20 protein-coding genes are annotated in these 19,801 nt (G+C 57.1%); 12 read left to right on the top strand and 8 right to left on the bottom strand.

Annotated elements, in window-relative coordinates; genetic code table 11:
- Positions 1 to 62 precede the first annotated feature (62 nt).
- From QD461_RS31610 to QD461_RS31570, 9 genes are all read left to right on the top strand, one after another.
- On the top strand, positions 63 to 1,223 hold the full coding sequence (locus QD461_RS31610) for an ABC transporter substrate-binding protein (protein ID WP_414091071.1): 1,161 nt from the start codon (positions 63 to 65) through the stop codon (positions 1,221 to 1,223).
- Positions 1,224 to 1,313: 90 nt separating this feature from the next.
- Positions 1,314 to 2,228, top strand: coding sequence for a branched-chain amino acid ABC transporter permease (locus tag QD461_RS31605; RefSeq protein ID WP_414091070.1), 915 nt, complete (start codon positions 1,314 to 1,316; stop codon positions 2,226 to 2,228).
- Between the two features lie 3 nt (positions 2,229 to 2,231).
- Positions 2,232 to 3,200, top strand: a complete 969-nt coding sequence (locus QD461_RS31600; protein ID WP_414091069.1) for a branched-chain amino acid ABC transporter permease — start codon at positions 2,232 to 2,234, stop codon at positions 3,198 to 3,200.
- Positions 3,193 to 3,951: an ABC transporter ATP-binding protein gene (locus tag QD461_RS31595; protein ID WP_414091068.1), complete on the top strand. Its 759-nt coding sequence runs from the start codon at positions 3,193 to 3,195 to the stop codon at positions 3,949 to 3,951. Before QD461_RS31600 ends, QD461_RS31595 begins: the two co-directional genes overlap by 8 nt.
- Positions 3,951 to 4,637 (top strand): ABC transporter ATP-binding protein, encoded by a 687-nt coding sequence (locus QD461_RS31590; protein ID WP_414091067.1) that lies wholly within the window; start codon positions 3,951 to 3,953, stop codon positions 4,635 to 4,637. Before QD461_RS31595 ends, QD461_RS31590 begins: the two co-directional genes overlap by 1 nt.
- Positions 4,638 to 4,639: 2 nt before the next feature.
- On the top strand, positions 4,640 to 5,521 hold the full coding sequence (locus QD461_RS31585) for an alpha/beta hydrolase (protein WP_414091066.1): 882 nt from the start codon (positions 4,640 to 4,642) through the stop codon (positions 5,519 to 5,521).
- A complete protein-coding gene (locus QD461_RS31580; protein ID WP_414091065.1) occupies positions 5,521 to 6,468 on the top strand; it encodes a carbon-nitrogen hydrolase family protein in 948 nt (315 codons plus the stop codon). Before QD461_RS31585 ends, QD461_RS31580 begins: the two co-directional genes overlap by 1 nt.
- Positions 6,469 to 6,472: 4 nt before the next feature.
- Entirely contained in the window at positions 6,473 to 7,114 is a 642-nt protein-coding gene (locus tag QD461_RS31575; protein WP_414091064.1) for a flavin reductase family protein, read from the top strand.
- Positions 7,115 to 7,168: 54 nt separating this feature from the next.
- Entirely contained in the window at positions 7,169 to 7,834 is a 666-nt protein-coding gene (locus tag QD461_RS31570; RefSeq protein WP_414091063.1) for a GntR family transcriptional regulator, read from the top strand.
- Positions 7,835 to 7,909: 75 nt separating this feature from the next.
- Here the strand turns inward: QD461_RS31570 and QD461_RS31565 are convergent, their stop codons facing one another.
- From QD461_RS31565 to QD461_RS31555, 3 genes are all read right to left on the bottom strand, one after another.
- Complete coding sequence (locus QD461_RS31565) at positions 7,910 to 9,904, bottom strand: glycosyltransferase (RefSeq protein ID WP_414091062.1); 1,995 nt, start codon at positions 9,902 to 9,904, stop codon at positions 7,910 to 7,912.
- Positions 9,886 to 11,118: an HlyD family secretion protein gene (locus QD461_RS31560; RefSeq protein ID WP_414091061.1), complete on the bottom strand. Its 1,233-nt coding sequence runs from the start codon at positions 11,116 to 11,118 to the stop codon at positions 9,886 to 9,888. Before QD461_RS31560 ends, QD461_RS31565 begins: the two co-directional genes overlap by 19 nt.
- Before the next feature lie 487 nt (positions 11,119 to 11,605).
- Positions 11,606 to 13,609, bottom strand: a complete 2,004-nt coding sequence (locus QD461_RS31555) for an ABC transporter ATP-binding protein/permease (protein ID WP_414091060.1) — start codon at positions 13,607 to 13,609, stop codon at positions 11,606 to 11,608.
- 200 nt (positions 13,610 to 13,809) lie between these two features.
- Between QD461_RS31555 and QD461_RS31550 the strand changes: the two genes are divergently transcribed.
- Positions 13,810 to 14,067 carry a hypothetical protein gene (locus QD461_RS31550; protein WP_414091059.1) on the top strand — a complete coding sequence of 86 codons (258 nt, stop codon included), beginning with the start codon at positions 13,810 to 13,812 and terminating at the stop codon, positions 14,065 to 14,067.
- A 178-nt stretch (positions 14,068 to 14,245) separates the two neighbouring features.
- Positions 14,246 to 14,620, top strand: a complete 375-nt coding sequence (locus tag QD461_RS31545; protein ID WP_414091058.1) for a hypothetical protein — start codon at positions 14,246 to 14,248, stop codon at positions 14,618 to 14,620.
- A 203-nt stretch (positions 14,621 to 14,823) separates the two neighbouring features.
- On the opposite strand, the gene QD461_RS31540 is transcribed toward QD461_RS31545, so the two are convergent.
- From QD461_RS31540 to QD461_RS31530, 3 genes are all read right to left on the bottom strand, one after another.
- Positions 14,824 to 14,985, bottom strand: a complete 162-nt coding sequence (locus tag QD461_RS31540) for a DUF1328 domain-containing protein (protein ID WP_015343210.1) — start codon at positions 14,983 to 14,985, stop codon at positions 14,824 to 14,826.
- Between the two features lie 71 nt (positions 14,986 to 15,056).
- The gene (locus tag QD461_RS31535) at positions 15,057 to 15,584 is read right to left on the bottom strand and encodes a hypothetical protein (protein ID WP_414091057.1); all 528 of its coding nucleotides are present in this window, start codon (positions 15,582 to 15,584) and stop codon (positions 15,057 to 15,059) included.
- 314 nt (positions 15,585 to 15,898) lie between these two features.
- Complete coding sequence (locus QD461_RS31530) at positions 15,899 to 16,252, bottom strand: carboxymuconolactone decarboxylase family protein (protein ID WP_414091084.1); 354 nt, start codon at positions 16,250 to 16,252, stop codon at positions 15,899 to 15,901.
- Positions 16,253 to 16,367: 115 nt separating this feature from the next.
- On the opposite strand from QD461_RS31530, the gene QD461_RS31525 reads away from it, so the two are divergent.
- Entirely contained in the window at positions 16,368 to 17,300 is a 933-nt protein-coding gene (locus QD461_RS31525; RefSeq protein WP_414091056.1) for a cupin domain-containing protein, read from the top strand.
- 152 nt (positions 17,301 to 17,452) lie between these two features.
- On the opposite strand, the gene QD461_RS31520 is transcribed toward QD461_RS31525, so the two are convergent.
- Together QD461_RS31520 and QD461_RS31515 are read right to left on the bottom strand one after the other, a co-directional pair.
- Positions 17,453 to 18,157: a flavin reductase family protein gene (locus QD461_RS31520; RefSeq protein WP_414091055.1), complete on the bottom strand. Its 705-nt coding sequence runs from the start codon at positions 18,155 to 18,157 to the stop codon at positions 17,453 to 17,455.
- A gap of 30 nt (positions 18,158 to 18,187) precedes the next feature.
- Positions 18,188 to 19,723, bottom strand: a complete 1,536-nt coding sequence (locus QD461_RS31515) for a PLP-dependent aminotransferase family protein (RefSeq protein WP_414091054.1) — start codon at positions 19,721 to 19,723, stop codon at positions 18,188 to 18,190.
- Between the last annotated feature and the right edge of the window lie 78 nt (positions 19,724 to 19,801).

Genomic DNA, 19,801 nt, shown 5'->3' with positions numbered 1-19,801 from the left:
CTGGCTCCATTCAACAAAAAGGGGAATTTGATATGTCACTGAAATGCATAAGACGTAGCCTTATGAACGTGGTTGCGATGGGCGCCATCGTCGCCTCGCTTCCGGCGATGGCGCAGGATAAGCCGCCTGTCACGATCGGGTTGATCACCACGCTGTCGACGCCGGCCGGCTATATCGGCGAGGATATTCGCGATGCCTTCAATCTTGCCCTCAAGGAGGAGGGGGGCAAGCTTGGCGGCGTGCCGGTCACGCTGAAAGTCGAAGATGATGCACTGAAGCCCGCCAACGGCAAGCAGATCGTCGACAAGATGCTGGGTGACAACATCAAGCTCTATACTGGCATCAACTTTTCCAACGTACTGATGGCGGCCCTGCCGAGCGTCTTGGGTGCAAATGCTTTCTACGTGAGCAACAATCCCGGTCCTTCGCCATTTGCCGGTGAAAAATGCAATCCGAACTATTTCGTCGCTTCCTATCAGAATGACGCCTTTCACGAGGCTGCCGGCCTTGCGGCCAACGAGCTCGGCTTCAAGAAGATGGTCATTCTCGCGCCGAACTATCAGGCCGGGCGCGATGCGCTTGAGGGCTTCAAGCGGACGTATAAGGGAGAGATTGCTGGCGAGATCTATACCAAGCTCGACCAGACCGACTTTTCCGTCGAGCTTGCGCGCATCAAGTCGCTTGCGCCAGAGGCCATCTATCAGTTCCACCCCGGCGGTGCGGGTATCAATTTTGCCAAGCAATATGCCAATTCGGGTATGAGCACATCGATCCCGATGGTCATTCCGAGCTTCTCCATGGATGCGCGCATGATCGCGGCGACAGGCAATGCTGCGGACGGCGTGTATGCCTCCGCGCTCTGGACCACGGAAACCGACAATTCCGCCTCCAAGGCTTTCGTCGAGGCCTTTCGTAAGGACTATGGCCGCGATCCGACGATCTACGCCGCACAGGCTTACGACACTGCTCACCTGATCGGGGCGGGTTTGAAGGCCGTAGACGGCGATCTCAGCAAGGATGGCGATTTCCGCAGTGCCCTGCGCAAAGCCGATTTCACGGCGATCCGCGGCAACTTCAAGATGGGGTCTAATCAGCATCCGATCCAGGACTACTATCTGACGAAGTTTGAAAAGAACGGGGACGGCAAGATTGTCCAGAAAATCGTCAGAAAGGTCGCATCCGACTACCACGACGCCTATGCGTCCAAGTGCTCGATGAAGTAACCGCGCTTGATGACGGTCCCTTTCAGGGAGGAGCACAAGCAATCCCTGGATGGGGCCTTCGGCTTGCGTATTTTATGGTGAGGAAGGTGAATGTTGCTATTCATCGAACAAGCGCTCAACGGCCTGCAATACGGCGCGATGCTTTTCATGCTGGCGTCCGGGTTGACGTTGATTTTCGGTATCATGGGAGTGATCAATCTGACCCATGGTGCATTTTACATGGTCGGAGCCTATTGTGCCGCCTTCACCATTCTCGGAACAGGAAGCTTCTTATTGGGGATGGTCGCTGCGGTTGTAGGGGCCGGCTTGTATGCCATGGCGATCGAGCTTTCGGTTATTCAGTGGCTCTACCGACGCGATCATCTCTATCAGGTTTTGGCGACACTCGGGCTCATTCTATTCACCAATGAGGCCGTCAGCATGATCTTTGGGCGTCAACCGCCATTCGTGGACATTCCTCCTGCTCTGCAGGGTGCTGTTCCGGTCTTGCCGGGGTTGGATTACCCCGTGATGCGCCTCGCATTTATCTTCGTCGGAGCCATCGTTGCAGTGGGGTTATGGTTGCTCGTCAACAAAACTCGCATTGGCATGCTGATCCGGGCGGGCGCGGACGACCGGGAAATGGTGGATGCGCTCGGGATCAACGTTCGACGCCTTTACACAATGCTTTTTGGTCTTGGCGGTGCGCTATGCGGACTGGCAGGGATAATGGCCGCGCCACTCCTGGCCATTGAGATCGGAATGGGTGAACGGGTTCTCATCACCACTTTCGTCGTCATCGTCATCGGCGGTGTCGGATCAATCCGGGGCGCTCTTGTCGGTGCGTTGCTTGTTGGCATGGTCGACAGTATGGGGCGTGCTTATCTTCCGCAATTGATGCAACTATTGCTGCCTCCTTCTACCGCTGACACACTGAGCGCCGGGCTCGTGTCGGCCAGCATCTATCTTTTGATGGCCGTGGTACTTCTTTTCCGCCCATTGGGCCTGCTACCGGCGAGGAGTTGATTGATGCGATCAACGAGATTGACGATTATCCTGATCGGCCTTGCGGCATTTATATTGGTTCCGATGCTGGCGGGGCTGGCCGGAAACGCCTCTATCGAGGGGTTGGCGACGCGAGTCGTCATCTATGCGATCGCATCCGTTAGCCTCGATCTTATCATTGGTTACGGAGCGCTCGTCAGCTTCGGTCATGCCATGTTCTTTGCGCTTGGAGGATATACCGTAGGCATTATCGCCTATCACACCAGCAACGGGGAGCTTCTCTGGGGCTGGCAAGGCACGAATGCAGCCCTCATCGTCTGGCCGATCGGCTTACTGGCATGCGTTGTTCTTGCGGTGGTCGTTGGTTGGTTTGCACTCAAGACCAGCGGCGTCCAGTTTATCATGATCACGCTCGCCTTTGCGCAGATGGTATTCTTCGTCCTGGTTTCGCTGGCGACATATGGTGGCGACGACGGCCTGCTGATCAATGCCCGCAACACCTTCCCTTTGATCGACATCGCCAACGGAACGACCTTCTATTATCTCTGCCTGTTTACATTGGTCCTATGGACGGTGTTCTGCATGATGATCGTCAACTCCCGTTTCGGCCTCGTCTTTCAGGCACTGCGGCAGAGCGAACGGCGGGCCATCAATCTCGGCGTTCGTCCTTTAAGTTTCCGGCTGAATGCCTTCATCATATCTGCATTCGGCACCGGGTTGGCGGGTATCCTCTGGGCCAATTATGCTTTGTTCGTGACACCGGATATGGCCTCCTGGTCGAAATCCGGCGAGTTCATGGCGATCGTCGTTCTCGGTGGCCTCGGCACATTTATCGGACCGATCGCCGGTGCTGCCGTATTCATCATCCTGGAACAGATCCTCTCCGGCTGGACCGAGCATTGGATGATCATCATGGGGCCGACTTTGACCCTGATTGCTCTGTTCGGACAGCATGGCATGCTCGGGCGTCTGCTGGGGAAAAACCATGGCTGATCCGCTCGCTTCCGTTCTTGTCCTTGAGGACCTCCACAAAAAATTCGGTGCGTTGGTCGCCACCAATGGCGTCAATCTCGATATACGGCAAGGCGAACTTCACGCGCTGATCGGTCCGAACGGTGCGGGAAAGTCCACTCTGATCGCGCAGATCTGCGGGGAAATCCGCCCTGACTCCGGCCGCATCCTGTTTGGCGGGCAGGATATTACCAGCTTGCCGGCCTATCAGCGTGCACGCATGGGCATGGGACGTTCCTTTCAGCTCACACAGCTATGCGCAGATTTCACGGCAATGGAAAATGTCTTGCTGTCACTTGAAGCGAAAGGCGGCGGCTCGATCGATATTTTCAGAAATCCCCGACGTAATGCCGTCCATCGAGAGATGGCCCAAACTTGGCTTGAGCGGGCGGGGCTTGGCGACCAGGCAGACCGTGTCGTGTCCAACATGGCACATGGCCAGAGGCGGCAGCTCGAGATCGCAGTCGCTTTAGCGCGTCACCCGCGGCTGATCCTGCTTGACGAGCCAATGGCCGGAATGGGATCGGAGGAGTCCGCGTCGCTGACTGCGCTGTTGCAGGATCTCAAGCGGGAATACCCCATTCTACTCATCGAACACGACATGGATGCTGTTTTTGCCCTTGCCGACAGGATCAGTGTTCTTGTCTACGGCAAGGTCATTTTTACAGGGACGGCGAGCGAGATCCGCGCTCACCCTGAGGTCCGTGCCGCATATCTGGGGGAGGAGGCTTGATGCTGACGCTCGATAAATTGGAGGCCGGATATGGTCAGGCGCGCGTCTTGTTCGGCATGTCGTTGGAAGCGAAGGCAGGCGAGATCATCTCACTGATAGGCCGCAACGGTATGGGCAAATCGACGACCGTCAAATCGATCATGGGCATGCTCAAGCCAACGGGCGGAACAATTAGGTTCGCGGATACGATCGTCAATCATTTGCCACCAAATGCCATCGCACGGCTGGGCATCGGGCTGGTGCCAGAGGGCCGGCGCGTCTTCCCTTCATTGAGCGTCGAGGAAAACCTGGTTGCGACCTCACGCCCCGGAGCGTGGACGCTACAGCGCGTCGTACAGCTCTTTCCGCGGCTGGAGGAGCGCAAGCGCCAATTGGCCCGAACTCTGTCTGGAGGGGAGCAACAGATGCTGGCGATTGGCCGCGCTCTGCTGACGAATCCCAAACTCCTCATCCTCGATGAAGCGACAGAAGGACTGGCGCCGATCATCCGCACTGAAATCTGGCGTTGCCTACACGAATTGAAAAACGTCGGCCAAACCATTCTGGTTATCGACAAGAACCTGTCCGAAATGGCCGCCTTGGTGGATCGCCACAACATCATCGACAAGGGGCGGGTGGTGTGGACAGGCAGCCCTGACGAACTTGCTAAAAACCAGGAACTCTCACATCGCTATCTGGGAATTTGACGATGACTGAATTCACTTATGAAGGCTATGACATCGCGGCTCTGGATGTTCAATACAATGCGCGCGCCAGCGTGGCCTCCTTCGAGGATGAATATGCAAGGCTCGTGGATGTCAGCAAGGCAGTGATGCAGAATTTCGAGCATCAAGCGAGGATCGTCTACGACGAGAGGAGCGGTGAGACGTTCGACTTCTATCCCGCCGGCAAGAACGCGCCCTTGTTCGTCTGGATCCATGGCGGCTACTGGCGTGGCGGCAATGCGGCCGACAATGCTTTTGCCGTTCCGGGCCTGCATACTCACGGCTTCTCCGTTGCGGTGATTGACTATACGCTGGCGCCTGCCGTCACGCTTGACGAGATCGTTCGACAGGTGCGTACGGCAATTTCCTATTTATATCGCAATCGGAGCTCTCTTGGCATCGGCGCTGCTCCGTTCGTTGTCGGAGGAACCTCAGCGGGCGGCCATCTGACAGCCATGCTTCTGTCCGATGACTGGCAACGCGCTTACGACGTGCCCGACGATATTGTCGGTGTCGCACTCGATCTTTCCGGCCTGCACGACCTGACGCCCTTGCCGCATACTCATATCAATGGCTGGATGAATTTCGATGAGGCCATGGTTGTCCGCAACAGTCCGCAGTTCATGATCCCGAAGACCTCCTCCGCGTGCCTGATCGTCTCGGTCGGCGGTCTGGAGACTCGAGAATTTCGCCGACAGACGTCCGCCTATGCTGCCGCCTGGCGACAAGTGGGCCACCAGGCCGTGATCATCGATATGCCGGAGCACAATCACTTTGATTTGCCTCTGACGTTGCAAGCTCCGGATGGAAAGCTCGTGCGCGCGGTTCTTGACGCCTGCGCCAAGTTTGAGAGGAGGAGCTTTTGATGGTTGCGCGTTGGAAAGTGGCGGTCGCTCAGTTTGGGTCTATTCCAGACAATCCGATCGCATCCGCGCGAAAGGCTGCTGGCATTATCCGTCAAGCGGCCAGTGAGGGCGCAAAATTGGTCGTCTTCCCGGAGGCTTTTCTTGGTGGCTATCCAAAAGGAGCGTCTTTCGGTTGCCCTGTAGGAGTGCGCAAGCCGGAGGGGCGTCAGGCATATCTGCAATATTACAACGCGGCCATCGATCTGACCGGGACGGAAGTCGAGATTGTCACTGAGGCGATAGCTGCAGCCGAAATTTTCGTCGTCATTGGATGTATCGAGCGTGATGGCGGAACCTTATATTGCACCGCCTTGTTCTTCGATGGAAAGAATGGGCTTGTCGGCAAACATCGCAAATTAATGCCCACGGCAGGCGAACGGCTCATTTGGGGCTTTGGCGACGGTTCGACCATGTCGGTTTTCGATACGCCGATGGGCCGGGTGGGCGCTGTCATCTGTTGGGAAAATTATATGCCGATGCTGCGCATGCATATGTACTCCCTGGGGATCAGCATCTATTGCGCTCCGACTGCCGACGATCGCGACAGCTGGCTTCCTTCGATGCGACATATTGCGCTCGAAGGGCGGTGCCACGTACTCACCGCATGCCAGTATCTGACGCGCGACGCCTATCCGGCCGACCATGAATCTTCTTTGGGCAACCAGCCAGATACAGTCATGATGCGTGGCGGCAGTGCGATCATCGATCCGCTCGGTAACGTGCTTGCCGGCCCCCATTTTGGCGGCGAGGCAATCCTTTATGCCGAGATCGATCCTGATGACGTCCAACGTGGCAAATTCGATTTCGATGTTGTCGGGCACTATGGTCGCCCCGACATCTTTCAGCTGACGGTCGATGACAGGCCCAAGAACACCGTCAATCCGCTTTCCACAATTGGGAAAGGATGATGCCATGCGATTTGACATGAGCCTGCTTTCAGGTCAGGAGCGTTACAAAATTCTTGCCTCCTCCATCGTCCCGAGGCCGATTGCATGGATTACGAGCCTTTCGGCCGATGGCATTCGAAACGCAGCACCTTTCAGCTTTTTTAATATGATGGGCAATTCGCCACCGACCGTCGCTATCGGCTTGATGCCCCAAGCGGGCCAATTGAAAGACACCGCCGCAAACATTCTCGCAACAGGCGAGTTCGTCATCAACCTGGTTGACGAGCAGAATGCGCAAGCCATGAACCTCACCTGCATCGACGCCCCTTCAGATGTCGATGAAATCGATCTGGCGGGACTTTCCGTTGCGCCTTCCGATACCGTCGCACCACCACGGATATCGACCGCACCGGTCAGCATGGAATGCCGCATGCTGACATCGATTGCGACTGGTCCACTTCAGACGATCATCGTTGGAGAAGTGACTATGGTGCACATTCGTGACGACTTCGTGCTGGACGCCGGGCGTTGTTACATTGACACGACTCGTCTCGGCCTTATCGCGCGCATGCACGGAAGTGGGGGTTACCTTCGTTCCGGCGATTATTTTCAGATCGATAGGCCCGTGTGGAAAGATTATGATGGCAAGAATCGCAAAAGCTCGTGAAAGCAACCATCTGTCCGAGCCGCTGAAGGAACAGGGAGCAGGCCGAGTAGCGCAATGACACTCGCAGAAACCGCATACATTAGTTTGCGCAATGATATATTGCATGGTCGGCTAGCGCCTGGGCAAGCCCTGCGGCTGGAGTTTCTGAAAGCGCAGTATGGCCTTAGCTTTTCGCCGTTGCGAGAAGCGCTGAACCGGCTGCATGCGGAGAGATTTGTCGTCAATGATCCTCCGCGAGGATTTACGGTTGCGCCAGTCTCTCATGCAGAAATTCGCGACGTGATGAGCGTGCGCATACTGGTTGAAAGCCAGGCGTTGCGCCTGTCGATAGAAAATGGCGACGACGATTGGGAAACAGGACTCGTCGCCGCATTTCATAAGCTCGACCTCCAATCGAGTCGTATGAAGGAGGCAGAGAGCGTAGGCGACAACAGTGCGCTGACGCAATTCGAGACGCGCCACCATGAGTTTCATCGTTCCCTCTTAGCCGCCTGCGGCTCGCCGCGGCTGCTAAGCTTGTTCGAGCAGTTGTACGCTGAAACGCAACGCTATCGCTTGCCTAGTTTTCTTGGCGAGGGTCCGATTTCCTCGAGCCGTGATCTGTCGGCCGAGCATAGCGACATCATGGAGGCTGCTCTTGGTCGAAAGGTAGAGGATGCAGTTCGGCTCCTACAGGCTCACTACGAACGCACGGCGCAGGATATCGTCGGCGCACGGTGAGAGATAACCTTGCGGCTTTGTCAGGACATTCTGTAGTTTGAAACCGTCGTGGTCGACTGACCTTCGTTTTACCGACTAGAATTTACGCGTTCTACCGAAGGAGCGCAGCAGCAGATTGACCGAAACAGCGACCTTGTCGATGTCGGGAATGTCTTGCGAATATTCTCCAGTATAGAGCTTCACGATCATTTCGTCTCGAATAGCACCGTCGAGGTCAAAATGGAGGTGGAGATAATAGGCTTGTCGATCACCACCCCGGCTTACGCTCCTGCGCCGTTGGGTGACCTGCCTCAGTTCGGTTTCGAAGGGTGCAAAGCCCTGGAGATGCAGCGAGACCAATTTTGACTCGAAGCGCGAATCGACCGGCACCGCGACAACGGCCTTGTCCAGGGCCAGGCTGACCAACCGGCCGGGAACGTCGTCGACCCCGGCTGGTTCATCCAATTTAAACGCATGAAACAATCGTTGGGGTTTTTCGAAGCAAATCAGCGATGCAATCACCAGAACGACAATGTTGACGCCTGCCCAGAAGGCGGCGATCGGAGAGAATTGCGCCTCAATCTGTGTGGTCTCGGGAACAATGTCGATCATGAGCCCGATTGCCGTAATCGTAATCAAGGTTGCAATCCAAGTGAACGTATATTTGTCGAATTGATTGGCCTGGTTACTACTGCCTTTCGGCGTGACCCTGAAGGGCTTGCCGAATGGCCTTATCAGGCTCGAGATGACGGTCGGTAGCATGCGAAACGTTGCGAAGGTTCCGACGGCACTTGAGATTATGGGCAAATATCGCGTTGGCGTTATCCAGAGCATTAGAAGGAAATAGGCCGTCAGCAGCGGAACTTGGTATGAGACGTAGTCGGCAATATCCGTGAAATAAAGTGGCAGGAATCCGAACCAGAGATAGACAATCGGGATGACCAGGATCATCAAGCGGACCAGATACTGGACGATCCATGAGGCCGGCAAGAACATGATGCGCTGAAAAAGCGATAGTCCTGGGCCGCGCAGCGGCCCGTTATGCAAGTAAAGCGTTTGAATACCGCCCTGACACCAGCGCTCTCGCTGAACAAAGTAGCCGGTCAGATTTTCTGCCGCGAGGCCCATCGACAGGCGCTCGTTCAGATAGCGCGTCTTATAGCCCTTGTTGAGCATGGAAAGCGTCGTAAGCAAATCCTCAGTGATCGACTCCGTCGGAAAGCCACCAATCGCGTCGACTGCTTTGCGGCGGGCGATCGAACATGACCCGCAGCAGAAGCTGACATCCCATCCATCCCGGCTGGGAGCGATCTCATCAAAGAACAGGCGCTGTTCATCCGGCCAAATATTCTCAAGCCCCAAATTCGTCTGCACGGGATCGGCATTGAAAAAATGCTGGGGCGTCTGGACGATGCCAATGCTTTCATCGGAGAAAAAGGGCAGGGTTCGACGAAGGAAGTGCCGGTAGGGTACGAAATCGGCATCGAAGACGGCGACGAACTCACCAGAGCTTACCTGCAGCCCATTGTTCATGTTGCCGGCTTTGGCGTGTGCATTGTTATTGCGTGTCACGTGAATGGCATTCTTCTCTTCGCAGAACGTCTTGAGCCAATCACGGCGCTGGTCATCCAGGACGTAGACTTTGAGCTTGTCTTGCGGATAGTCGAGCGAAAGTGCGCCGACAATCGTTCTTTCCAGGACATCGAGTGGCTCATTGTAGGTGGGAATAAAGACGTCCACTGTCGGAAGGTCGCGATCCTGACGTGAAAAAAAGATCGCCCCAAGCTCGTCTGTCTCGGTGCTTCGATTGACGTAACGGCTCATGAGTACGAGGAAAAGCACGACGTCCACAAATGCCAGAAGCTCCACGAAAAATACCAGCCAGACCCAGAAGAAGTTGGCCCCATCAAAGGGGTAGGGAAGGACGGTTTGCGTGAGCCGCCATACCACATAGCGCAATGCGACGGCGCCGACGAAGCCGCAGGTGACCAGTCTGGTCCAGCTATGATGGCGCGACCAATTGAATGGCCCCAGCAGAAAAAATGCCATCACAAGGAATGTCGGAACAAGCGCTAGAAGATACTGAACCACAGGTTTTTGACCCAATTCGTAATGCCGAACCCGTGCCTTGGAAACCGAACTTGCACGGTTCGTCCGACTTGGCAGAAGTTTTGGAAGTCGCCGTTCATAAAGGAAGGCTCTAGAAGAACCCGGATACGGGCATTGCGCTGCGACGAGACCGGCAGGCTGGCGGCAAAGGAATCCGTGTCCGTTGCCGCCGAACTTCCCTTTACGGAAACGACGGTTCCCTTGAACACGTCGCTGCGCCCGAGCAACCGAACTTGAGCAACCAACCCCGGATAGATTTCGTCGTAGTCAACTTCCGGCAGAAGGATGTCGACGAACAGTTCCCGGCAGTCAAGAATCCGCATAAGCTCATTATTGAGCACGACATTGGAGCCATTCACGACGTTTCGGCTCCATACGACGCCATCGAATGGCGCCGTTGCTGCTGCCGACTCGAGGCTACTCACTCGAATGCCCTCTTCCGTCAGTTGCTTTTCGATCTCCGTGGCTCGGGTTTCATTCTCCGCGATCCGAGAATTCAGGTCGCTGATGTGAACGATGACTTCATCCTGGCGCTGGCGGGAGTAAGGCACGTCGTTTTGACCGTCTCCGAAGACGAAGATACCCTTCCGAACGGCGTCCAGCCGCTGTTGCAGTTGATCGACGGTCAGATTGCTCACTTGGACCTCGCCACCAGTTGCGGCACCGGCTGCGCGGGCCGCATCGACCATTCTTTGGGTGAGAATGCCTTTGGACTCCAGTTCTTTCCGGCGATCGAGATCGACCTGAGCGGCGAGATCTTGTGCCTGTGAAACCTCGACTCTTTTCCGCAGGATCTCAACCTCGCGCTCAAGGTTGGAAATCGTCGCTTGTTTGAAGACTTCCATGCGGGTGGCGAGTTGCTCGCGAAGCTGCGTCAGATCCTCGCGTTCCTTCTTAAGCGACGTGACGCGATCGCGTGCGGTATTGCGCTCCGCTTCGAGAGACGCCAGAACTGCGCGGTTGACGCGCTGATTGCTGATCTCAACGAGAGTGTCGCCGGACTTGACCGCGACGCCGACTTTGGCGGGCTCGCCCGAAATCACGCCGTCGATGGGTGCATTGATAAGCGCCAGGCGGGCGTTGACGGTACCATCCCGGCTTGTATAGCCGGTTATTGCTGGCAAAGAGACCGCAATTGCAAGCGCAAGAAGCAGCAGACCTACGGTGACACGGGTGATGCGATGATTCCAAATCATATCAGCTTACAAGACCATCGGGTTAGCGGTGATCGGACCGCCGATTTGGCGGCCGGCAAAAATGCAACCAAGTCTTGTGTAGTTTAGCGCAGAGAAAAATAGCGGCAAGTGGCGGCTGTGAGCTTGTGTTAATGAAGGCGTTGCGGCGTCCCATTAACAGTCGCTTTGATGCGGCACTGCAAGCTGTGCTATCGCATTCCTGGGATGCGTTCCGACCAGCCTCATTGAGGTCCGGCCAGCAAAGTAGGCTGATTAGAGGTAAAGCGTCGGTTGGCGATATTTTGAGATGCCGCGTTCTGGCGTTGCCCCAATCATAGGCGGCAAAGAGCGTCGAGGGAGGCGGTGCAGCTTTCTGAAAGTTGGCTGTCGCGCTGCTCGACGAATAGATGGTATTTCCTCCCGGAATACACGTCGTAGGTCAATCTTCCTTTCCCCTCGAATGCGACCGGATCGGTTTGGAAGTGCTCAGCAATCGCGCCAACGTCGGCTAACTTGGAGGGCATCCTTCCTTGCCGGGGACCAAACTGCCTTGTTGTACGGGCCTTCTGTTTTCCAACAGCCGCAAAAGCAGATTCCCCTTTCTGTGGCGGTGAACAAGATCGATATCACTGACCAGCTTTGCACCACCCTCGCGGCGCTCCAGGGTAATCTTGCGGCTGTGGAAGGCTTCCAACTCGGTGCGGTGCGCCACGCTGATAATGGTGACCTTCGGCAATTCGGTTATCACCATCTCCATCATCCTATCCTGGCTCTTCTCATCGAGGGCTGACGTTGCTTCATCCAACACGATGATGTCGGGATCGTGCAGCAGAAGGCGCGCAAATGCGAGCCTCTGCTTCTCACCGCCCGACAGCGTCTGATCCCATGGCGCTTCTTCCTCGATTTTATCGTCGAGATAGTCGAGGCCGACCTTCCTTATGGCGGCCTTGATTTCGTCCGTCGTCCAGTCGTCGGCCGCTCGCGGATAGGCGATCGCACGGCGAAGTGTGCCTGAAGGTATGTAAGGTCGCTGGGGCAACATGAACAAACGGCTATCCGGATGGACGTTGACGCTGCCATGGCCCCAGGGCCACAGACCGGAAATTGCCCGTATCAACGTGCTTTTGCCCGTGCCGGATTCTCCGGCGACCAACGCGCGTTCGCCCGGATCGATTTCAACTTCCGTTTCCTTGACCACGGAGGTGCCGTCGTCGAGTGTTACGCAAAGATCGTTGAGGCACAACATCGCGTCGTCGCCCGTTTCGCCATGCTTGATTCGTCCAAGAGTATCGTTCGCTTCGGCTCGTTCGAGCCCGTCAAGCGATGTCATAAGCGAGGCGACACGATGCGCGGAAGCGTTCCAATCGGCAAGGCGCGGATAGTTGTCGACCAGCCATCCAAACGCGGTCTGAACGATGGCGAAGGCGGAGGCAGCCTGCATCACTTGGCCGAGCGTCATGCTTCCTTCGAGAAATTTGGGCGCACAAAGCAGGACCGGCACGACAGGCGCAATCAACATGGACACCTGCGAAACAAGGGTCGTGCGCATGTATTGGTGAGCGAGCAACGCCCACTGTTTCAATACATTCCCGAAAGTCCGCTCGAGGTCACTGCGCTCTTCTTCCTCCCCGCCGAGCAACGCGATGCTCTCGCCGTTTTCGCGAACATGCGTCAGCGTGTAGCGAAATTCCGCTTCCACCTGGTTCTTAACCTCGGAGACCTCGACGAAATGCCGACCGATAACCGCCATAGAGGTGGATGTGATCACGGCATAAAGGACCGCGGTAACAACGAGGAAGCCGGGAACTGTGAAGACTGAACCTGCGATCTGAAAAGTCAGGGCACCGCCGATCGTCCAAAGCACCACGATGAAGGTCGAGGCCGACACGAATGCGGAAATAACACCGGCGATGAAGTCGACTGGCGATTCCGTGGCAATCCGTAAATCCTCCGAGAGACGGGCCTCGGGATTCTTGTGGTCGTCACCGCCGATCAGGTTGAGTTGATAATAGCGACCATTGGCGAGCCATCGGGCGATCAGGGCGGTCGTCAGCCAGAAGCGCCATCGTCTTTGGATCATCATACGAACGTAGACTTGTACTGTGACGAGGGCGACGCTACCGAGTACGAGCGGCGGAAACACCGCACTCAGGAAATAGACGGCGTGAGCGTTACGTTGCTCGATCGCGTCAAAAATTGCTCGGTTCCAGATATTGATCCCATACTGAAAGCAGACATTGATGCCGATCAATGCAAGTAGTCCGATCGAACATGGCCAGGCAAAACGATCTCCACGCCGGCTCCAATAGCCCCTCGCGCTTATCCAGAAACGCGTGAGCAAATACCTCTTGCGTGCGCGCTCGGTTTCCTCAAAAGTCAAATCCGGGTCAGGTTCGACTAAATCGGGTGGCTGCTCGGCCTCGACAGTCGAACTCTTCTCTTGCTGCGACCTTTCGACATCAGCCGACTCGTTGCCGTCGACCGATTTCGGGCTGGATTTAGTGTCGGTCATAAGCAAGACAACGGCCCATCACTCAAAAGGTTTCACCCTTCGATCACGGGGCGCATCGGCTCAATTGGATGGCACTCCGGACCGAAAGATCGTGCGCGCCGGATTGGAGCGCGACACTGCCGAAAAGACATTGCGATGGCTCGACGACTTTAGGGAACCGCCGGGCGCAACCAGCGTTTCCATGACAGGAGGAATTTACCATGTGCCCGCAAACCCCGCCGAGAGCCTCAGTCTTCGCACCCGCGCTAGGACTACCGAACCCCATACAATACTTCCCCGAGCCATCGCCTCGTCTTCCCGCTTCAGAGAGCGAAAAGGAAGCCTATGAACAGGGCGTGAAGGCTGGAAAGTGCGAAGCGGAAGACAGAAAGAACCCCTATCCCGACGATAGTGAACAGGCGAAAGCTTACGAGCACGGCTACCTTGATGGCCAGAAAATCAGGTTCGTGGATATGTAGCGTCGAGCAATAGCGCGCCCGCGAGCGTCCGTTCTGACACTGGGAAAGCCTTGTTGATCTTTGTAGCCTCAGTGCCGTTGGGAAAATGGCTTTGTGCAGTTTTATGGAACTCTGCGTTTCCAGCTACGTTTGCTGATCGTGCTCTCATTCGTCTGGGAGACGTTCACAGGAGGTCGCCATGTTGAAGTATCCTGTTTTATTCAGCATTATGGTGTTTCCAACGGCTGTTCTTGCCCAGTCTTCTGATCTGGAGGCAACCTGCAAGACTGTGGCCAAGAACTTCTTTCTATCGGATGGCCTTGCTATCGGGACGGTGCAGTCTTTTCCTGAACTCAAGCCGCCTGGCGTGCGCATGACTTACTCCACACGGCCAGGCGCTGCCGCGGCAGATATGAGCGACACGTTCGAGTGCGAATTCGAGAAGGCGGACAAGCCTCACAACCTTGTCAAGTTCTGTATCTCAAGCACATGCTATGTGCCCAATGACGGCGATGTAGAGCGCAAGAGACATTTTGAAGAAATGCGTATTCTTTTACAGCGATCTGAAAAATAGCAACTCTTCAAGATTGGATTGATCGCCATTGACGGCGTAGGCCTGCTTCAAGCGAGGATCCCCATGCGCGCTCCGGACGTTGGTCACTGCGACGCTGGGAGGGGGCTAGGGCTTGCAGGGCACATCATCGATCTCCGTCGATTACTTAAAGGCGCGCGCCAACCAGCCGGTAAGAGCTGCTGGCTGGCACGCCCGATCGTGTCTCAGCGCCTCATCACATTCATGACGAGAGAAACGACGAAGAAGATAAGAAAGATAAAGAACAGGACCTGTGCGATAGACGCAGACGCGCCCGCTATGCCGCCGAAGCCAAGGGCACCTGCGATCAAGGCTACGACGAGAAATACCAGCGCATAATAAAGCATTTCGCTCTCCATTCGTTGCTGAATGAAGAACGGAGCATGGGGCACTTTGTTCCCTGCATGCCGGGTGGCGATCAAGCTGATCGTGCTGCTTGTTTCAGCCACGCCTGCCTGCTTCCGCTGCCCGGTGGTGGTGGTTCGGCGGCGTCAAGGTACATTTTCACGGGAGCCGTGAGCACAAACCAAAGGCTGGCGCCAAGCAGGAAGAGACCCGCTGTCTCGTCACCGGCGGAGACACAGAAGGGGAAGATGATGGCTGTGAACAAGACGGTCAGACGGATCGCCCATTCGGCCTCACGTTTGCGAGTCGCTGCAGCCGCCAGTGCCTGATAAGATCGCATGTCGTAATTCCGCTCTGTTCGGGAAGGGAGCAAAGAGCGCAATGACGGTACGGAAAGCATGATGAGCGCGCCGATTGCGAAAACGTAAACCGGCCCGTTCAGCAGCAGGCCGCTTGCCGACATAAGGACAAGGATGACGACGAGGCTCCACGAGGGGGAGAGCTTCTGCGGAGAATGGCCGGTTTGCTTATGCCACATCCGCATGGCCGCCGATCCGCCGCGAAGCAGCGGAAGGTCAATGTAGCGATTGAGGAATTCCATGATGCGCCCTTCCAATGTCGGCGCAGTCAGACATCAGAACAATCCGGCGTCAGCATGGCAAGATTGAACATCCGGCAATATAATTTGCTCCACTGAGCGCCGGTCCCTCCGCGACGGATGATGCGGTCGAGAACCAAACGGTGATTGCCTAGGCGAGGATGGCTGTGGGTGCCGTTGGTCATCACGAAAGGCACGAAGTCTATAGCGCCTGTGATAATCGTCATAATCCGGGCGAAGGTCGGTCTATGCTCGGTCCCTCCGGCGGATCCACTCCCATTGCCGGGCGTCCGCAGCCTCACCGGAGGGACCGAAATTCATGCCGGGTCGTTCGCTTCCGCCGCCGCGGCGAAGGCATCGAGTGTGCGGGTCGTATAGACCAGCGCCGCCCCTGCATTCACACTTATCGCGACACCGAGCGCTTCTGCGATCTCGCTTGCGGTTGCGCCGGCTTTTTGGGCCGCCGCCGTGTGGACGGTGATACAGCCATCACAGCGCAAGGTAACGGCAACCGCCAGCGCGATCAGCTCGCGCGTCTTCGCGTCAAAATGGCCATTCTTGGCGTTGGCGGCGCTGAGTTGGGCATATCCTTTTACCGTGTCCGGCGACAGTTTGGCCACATCGCCAACTCCGGCAACAACCTGGCTTCGATAGCCGTTCCAATCCATCATATGCATCTTTGGTCTCCTTTGTTGACGAAGGGATACTGCACCTCCTCGATCTGCCTGTTGATATCCGTCGGGCGCAACGATATGGCCGAGCGGATCAAATTGCCTGGGCGTGCTAATGACTGGACACCAAGACGTATTGCGCTTGCTTGCCCCCCTGCTGAGAGTGCGGCCGGAGTTGCAGGATTTCTGCCGTTTCGGCGGCAGTTGGCGCTCGGCCCACAGGTCGGAAGCTAAGGGCTGGGCAGCTTTTCATATTGTAACGAAGGGGGCCTGCTCGGTTGAGCGTAAAGGGCAGCCGACTATCCGGCTGGAGGCGGGCGATGTGCTGCTGCTTCCAAACGGTGATGCCCATGTCGCTTATGGCGGCGACGGAGATCATTTTCATCAGGCGATCCGGATCACCGAAACAAATGCCATCCGCATCAAGGAAACGGAAGGAAATATCTCCGAGACCGAACTGATCTGTGGCCGGCTGAATTTGGAGAGCGCAACCAACGATCTTCTGCTGATGCTGTTGCCCCAGGCAGTCATACTTCGTTTCAGCGGACAAGTCGCTTGCCGGAAGCTGGCGGAGACCATCCGCGACGAACTGGACGCCGATCGAGCCGGCGCGGCGGCAATCGCGCGCGATCTGGCAAGCGCGCTCTTTGTCATGCTTTTAAGGGCGCATCTGGAAGCCGAGCCTCCGGCAGATGGGCTGCTGGCGCTTCTTGGTCATCGTGAAACGGCAAAAGCGGCTCTTGCCATGCTCGGCGCCCCGGCGCGTCACTGGAGCCTGGACGAACTTGCCTCCATCGGCGCGGTTTCGCGCGCGACACTTGTCCGTGCCTTTCGCCGCATATGCGGAATGTCGCCTCTTGCGTTTCTCACCGAGATAAGGCTCGGGATCGCTCGCAACCGCATCGCTCACACGACAGACTCACTGAGCGAGATTGCTGCCGATGTCGGCTACCAGTCAGAATCGGCGCTGAGCCGGGCTCTCTTTCGCCATTTCGCCATTCGGCCTGGCGCCCTGCGTCGCGCAGGCGCTGATCCCCGACCTGATTGAGGTTGCCGCCCAGGTTTTATCCGGCTTCGAGTGCACTCGAGTGGTGTCGGTTGCAATATGAGGTGGTGGCGACGAATCGCCGCCCGAGCCAAGTGCGTGGATTGTGCCACGGTCGGCGGCTTCCTGCGAGGACAGGCCTGGTCCCCGACGATCTAATCTCCGTTAGAATCGGTAGGAAATGCCTCTCCGATTGCGTAAAAATGCCCTCCCGCTACATGGTGAAGGCTACGCCATTCCGGCCCGGCGGTCTCAAAATGCCAGTGTCCGTCGCGAAACACGCGATCATCCGCCCATGCGGCGATAACCTCTGCGATGAAGAGATCATAGACATCTTGAATGTGCGGCTCGCTGATCAGCCGGCAGGCAAGCCATGCAGAACAACCTTCGACAAATGGCAAGTCATGACCCGCCATCTCGCAGATCGACACCCCTGAATTTCGGAGCTTTTCGGGCTCCTTGTACAATGTCCTGCTACCAACCTCGCGTGTCAGCTTGAGTTGTGCGACGGTTGGCACTTGCACCACGAAAGCTCCGCTAGACTCAATCAACGAGCGTGTGTGAGCGATCGTGTCGACGACGACAGTGAGCTTCGGAGGGTCAATGTCGAGCCCGCAGCACCAGGCTACTGCCATGACATTGTCGACGCTGCCGTTGCGTGCGGACAACAAGACAGTCGGGCCGTGATTGACCAGGCGAAACGCTTTCCTGAGCTCGACGGGTTTGACATGTTCATTCATTGAGAAAACCAAAAAAAGATGATGTTGTTCGGTGGTGCACTCACAGATCCGCAACCTTGGGAATTGCCAAGCGGAAGCTAAATCAAAAACCGCGTGCGAAAAAGGTTTCGGTGAGTTCATCGGGTTGCCGGAGCCGATAAAGTACGCGCGCTACGTCGGTGGAAAACGCCGGGTGAACGGGGTGTGCTCCAAAACGTTTGCCAGCCGCCGTGTTGCGAGATCGGCCTCCGCAATCGTCAGCCCTGAGAAACCCAATAGCAGCCGCGGTTCCGGGGAGGCCGAGATATGCATCGGCGAGACCGGAATGACGACGACACCGCCCTTCAGCGCAGCTTCGGCCAGTGCCTGGTCATCGGTCCATGTGCCGGTGCTTCTGACGGTGAAATGAATGCCCTGTTCAGGCACCTGAGCGATCAGATGGGCAGAGAGCCGCTCTTTCAGGAGCATGGCGAGATTATCACGGGCGGCACGGTAGCTTTCGCGCAGGCGGCGCAGATGGGCCGGGAAATAGCCCTCGTTGAGAAAATCAGCGACGACAAGCTGGTTGAGTGGCGCCGGGAAGCGGTCGATGATCGGGCGCACCGCGCGGAAGGCAGCGACGAGATCGTCGGGAACGATCAAATAACCGACGCGGAAGCCCGGCAGCAGTGCCTTGCTGAAGGTGCCGGCGTAGATGACCCGTCGCGTCGCATCGAGGCCCTGCAGTGAGGCGATCGGATGGCCGTCATAGCGGAATTCGCTGTCGTAGTCGTCCTCGATGAGCCAACTGCCGCGGGCCTGCGCGAAGGCGAGCAACTCCAGCCGGCGCGCCAGCGGCAGGGCCGAACCCGAGGGATATTGATGCGATGGGGTGACGTAGATCGCCGCCGGCGCGGGGCCGTCATGGAGAGACAGCCGCTCGGTGATCAGTCCCTCTCTATCGACAGGCAGGCCAGTGATCTCGGCGCCGTTCAAGAGGAAAGCGAGCCGGGCCGGCGGGTAGCAGGGATCCTCGATCATCACGCTCTCGCCGGGCGAGACGAGCACACGAATGGCAAAATCCAGCGCCTGCTGGGTGCCTGAGGTGATGAAGATCTGTCCGGGATCGCAGCGCACGCCGCGCGAGGCGGCAAGATGGGCTGACACGGCCTGGCGTAGCGATAGTTCACCCTGCGGATCGCGGTAGCCGTCGTTGGCATAATCGCTATGGCGGTTGGCAAGCCGCTTCAGGAGCCCGGCGGTGCGCTTGTCGTGGATTACCCGGCCGGTGGCAAAGGCGATCTGGGCGGGTGGTGAAAGGTCCGTGCGCATTGTCAGCCGCGCTGCTGTGGAAATCGCGCGCCGCGCGCTGTTGTCAGCCGGCTCGCGCGCGCCGCCGCTTCCGATTGGCATTGGTGGCAGGCCGGAGGCGACATAGGTGCCGGAGCCATGCCGCCCCTTTGCGTAGCCCTCGGCGATCAGCATCTCATAGGCCTCGGCGATCAGCCCGCGCGACAGCGACCATTCGACTGACGCCGTTCGGGTCGAGGGCAGCCGGTGGTCGGGCTGCAGCGTTCCCGCGACGATGCCGCCGCGCAGTTGCAGATAGAGCTGACGCACGGCGGGAACGGACGACGACGCATCGAGCTCGGGCAGGAAACCGGCTGCCGCACTTTCGCGGCGGAGGGTCCGGGCGTCGGTCTGGCGGGGTGAAGTGGCTTGCATCATCGACTCGAAGTGGCTCTGGAAATTCTTTCCATTCTCCACTTTTACTGGGCCACTTTCAACCGTTGCCTGGAAATGCCC

The sequence above is a fragment of the Rhizobium sp. BR 314 genome, from assembly GCF_047445805.1.
GTDB lineage: Bacteria > Pseudomonadota > Alphaproteobacteria > Rhizobiales > Rhizobiaceae > Rhizobium > Rhizobium lusitanum_B.
Note: the sequence above shows the minus strand (reverse complement) of the source record. Positions and strands in the feature narration are given on the sequence as shown.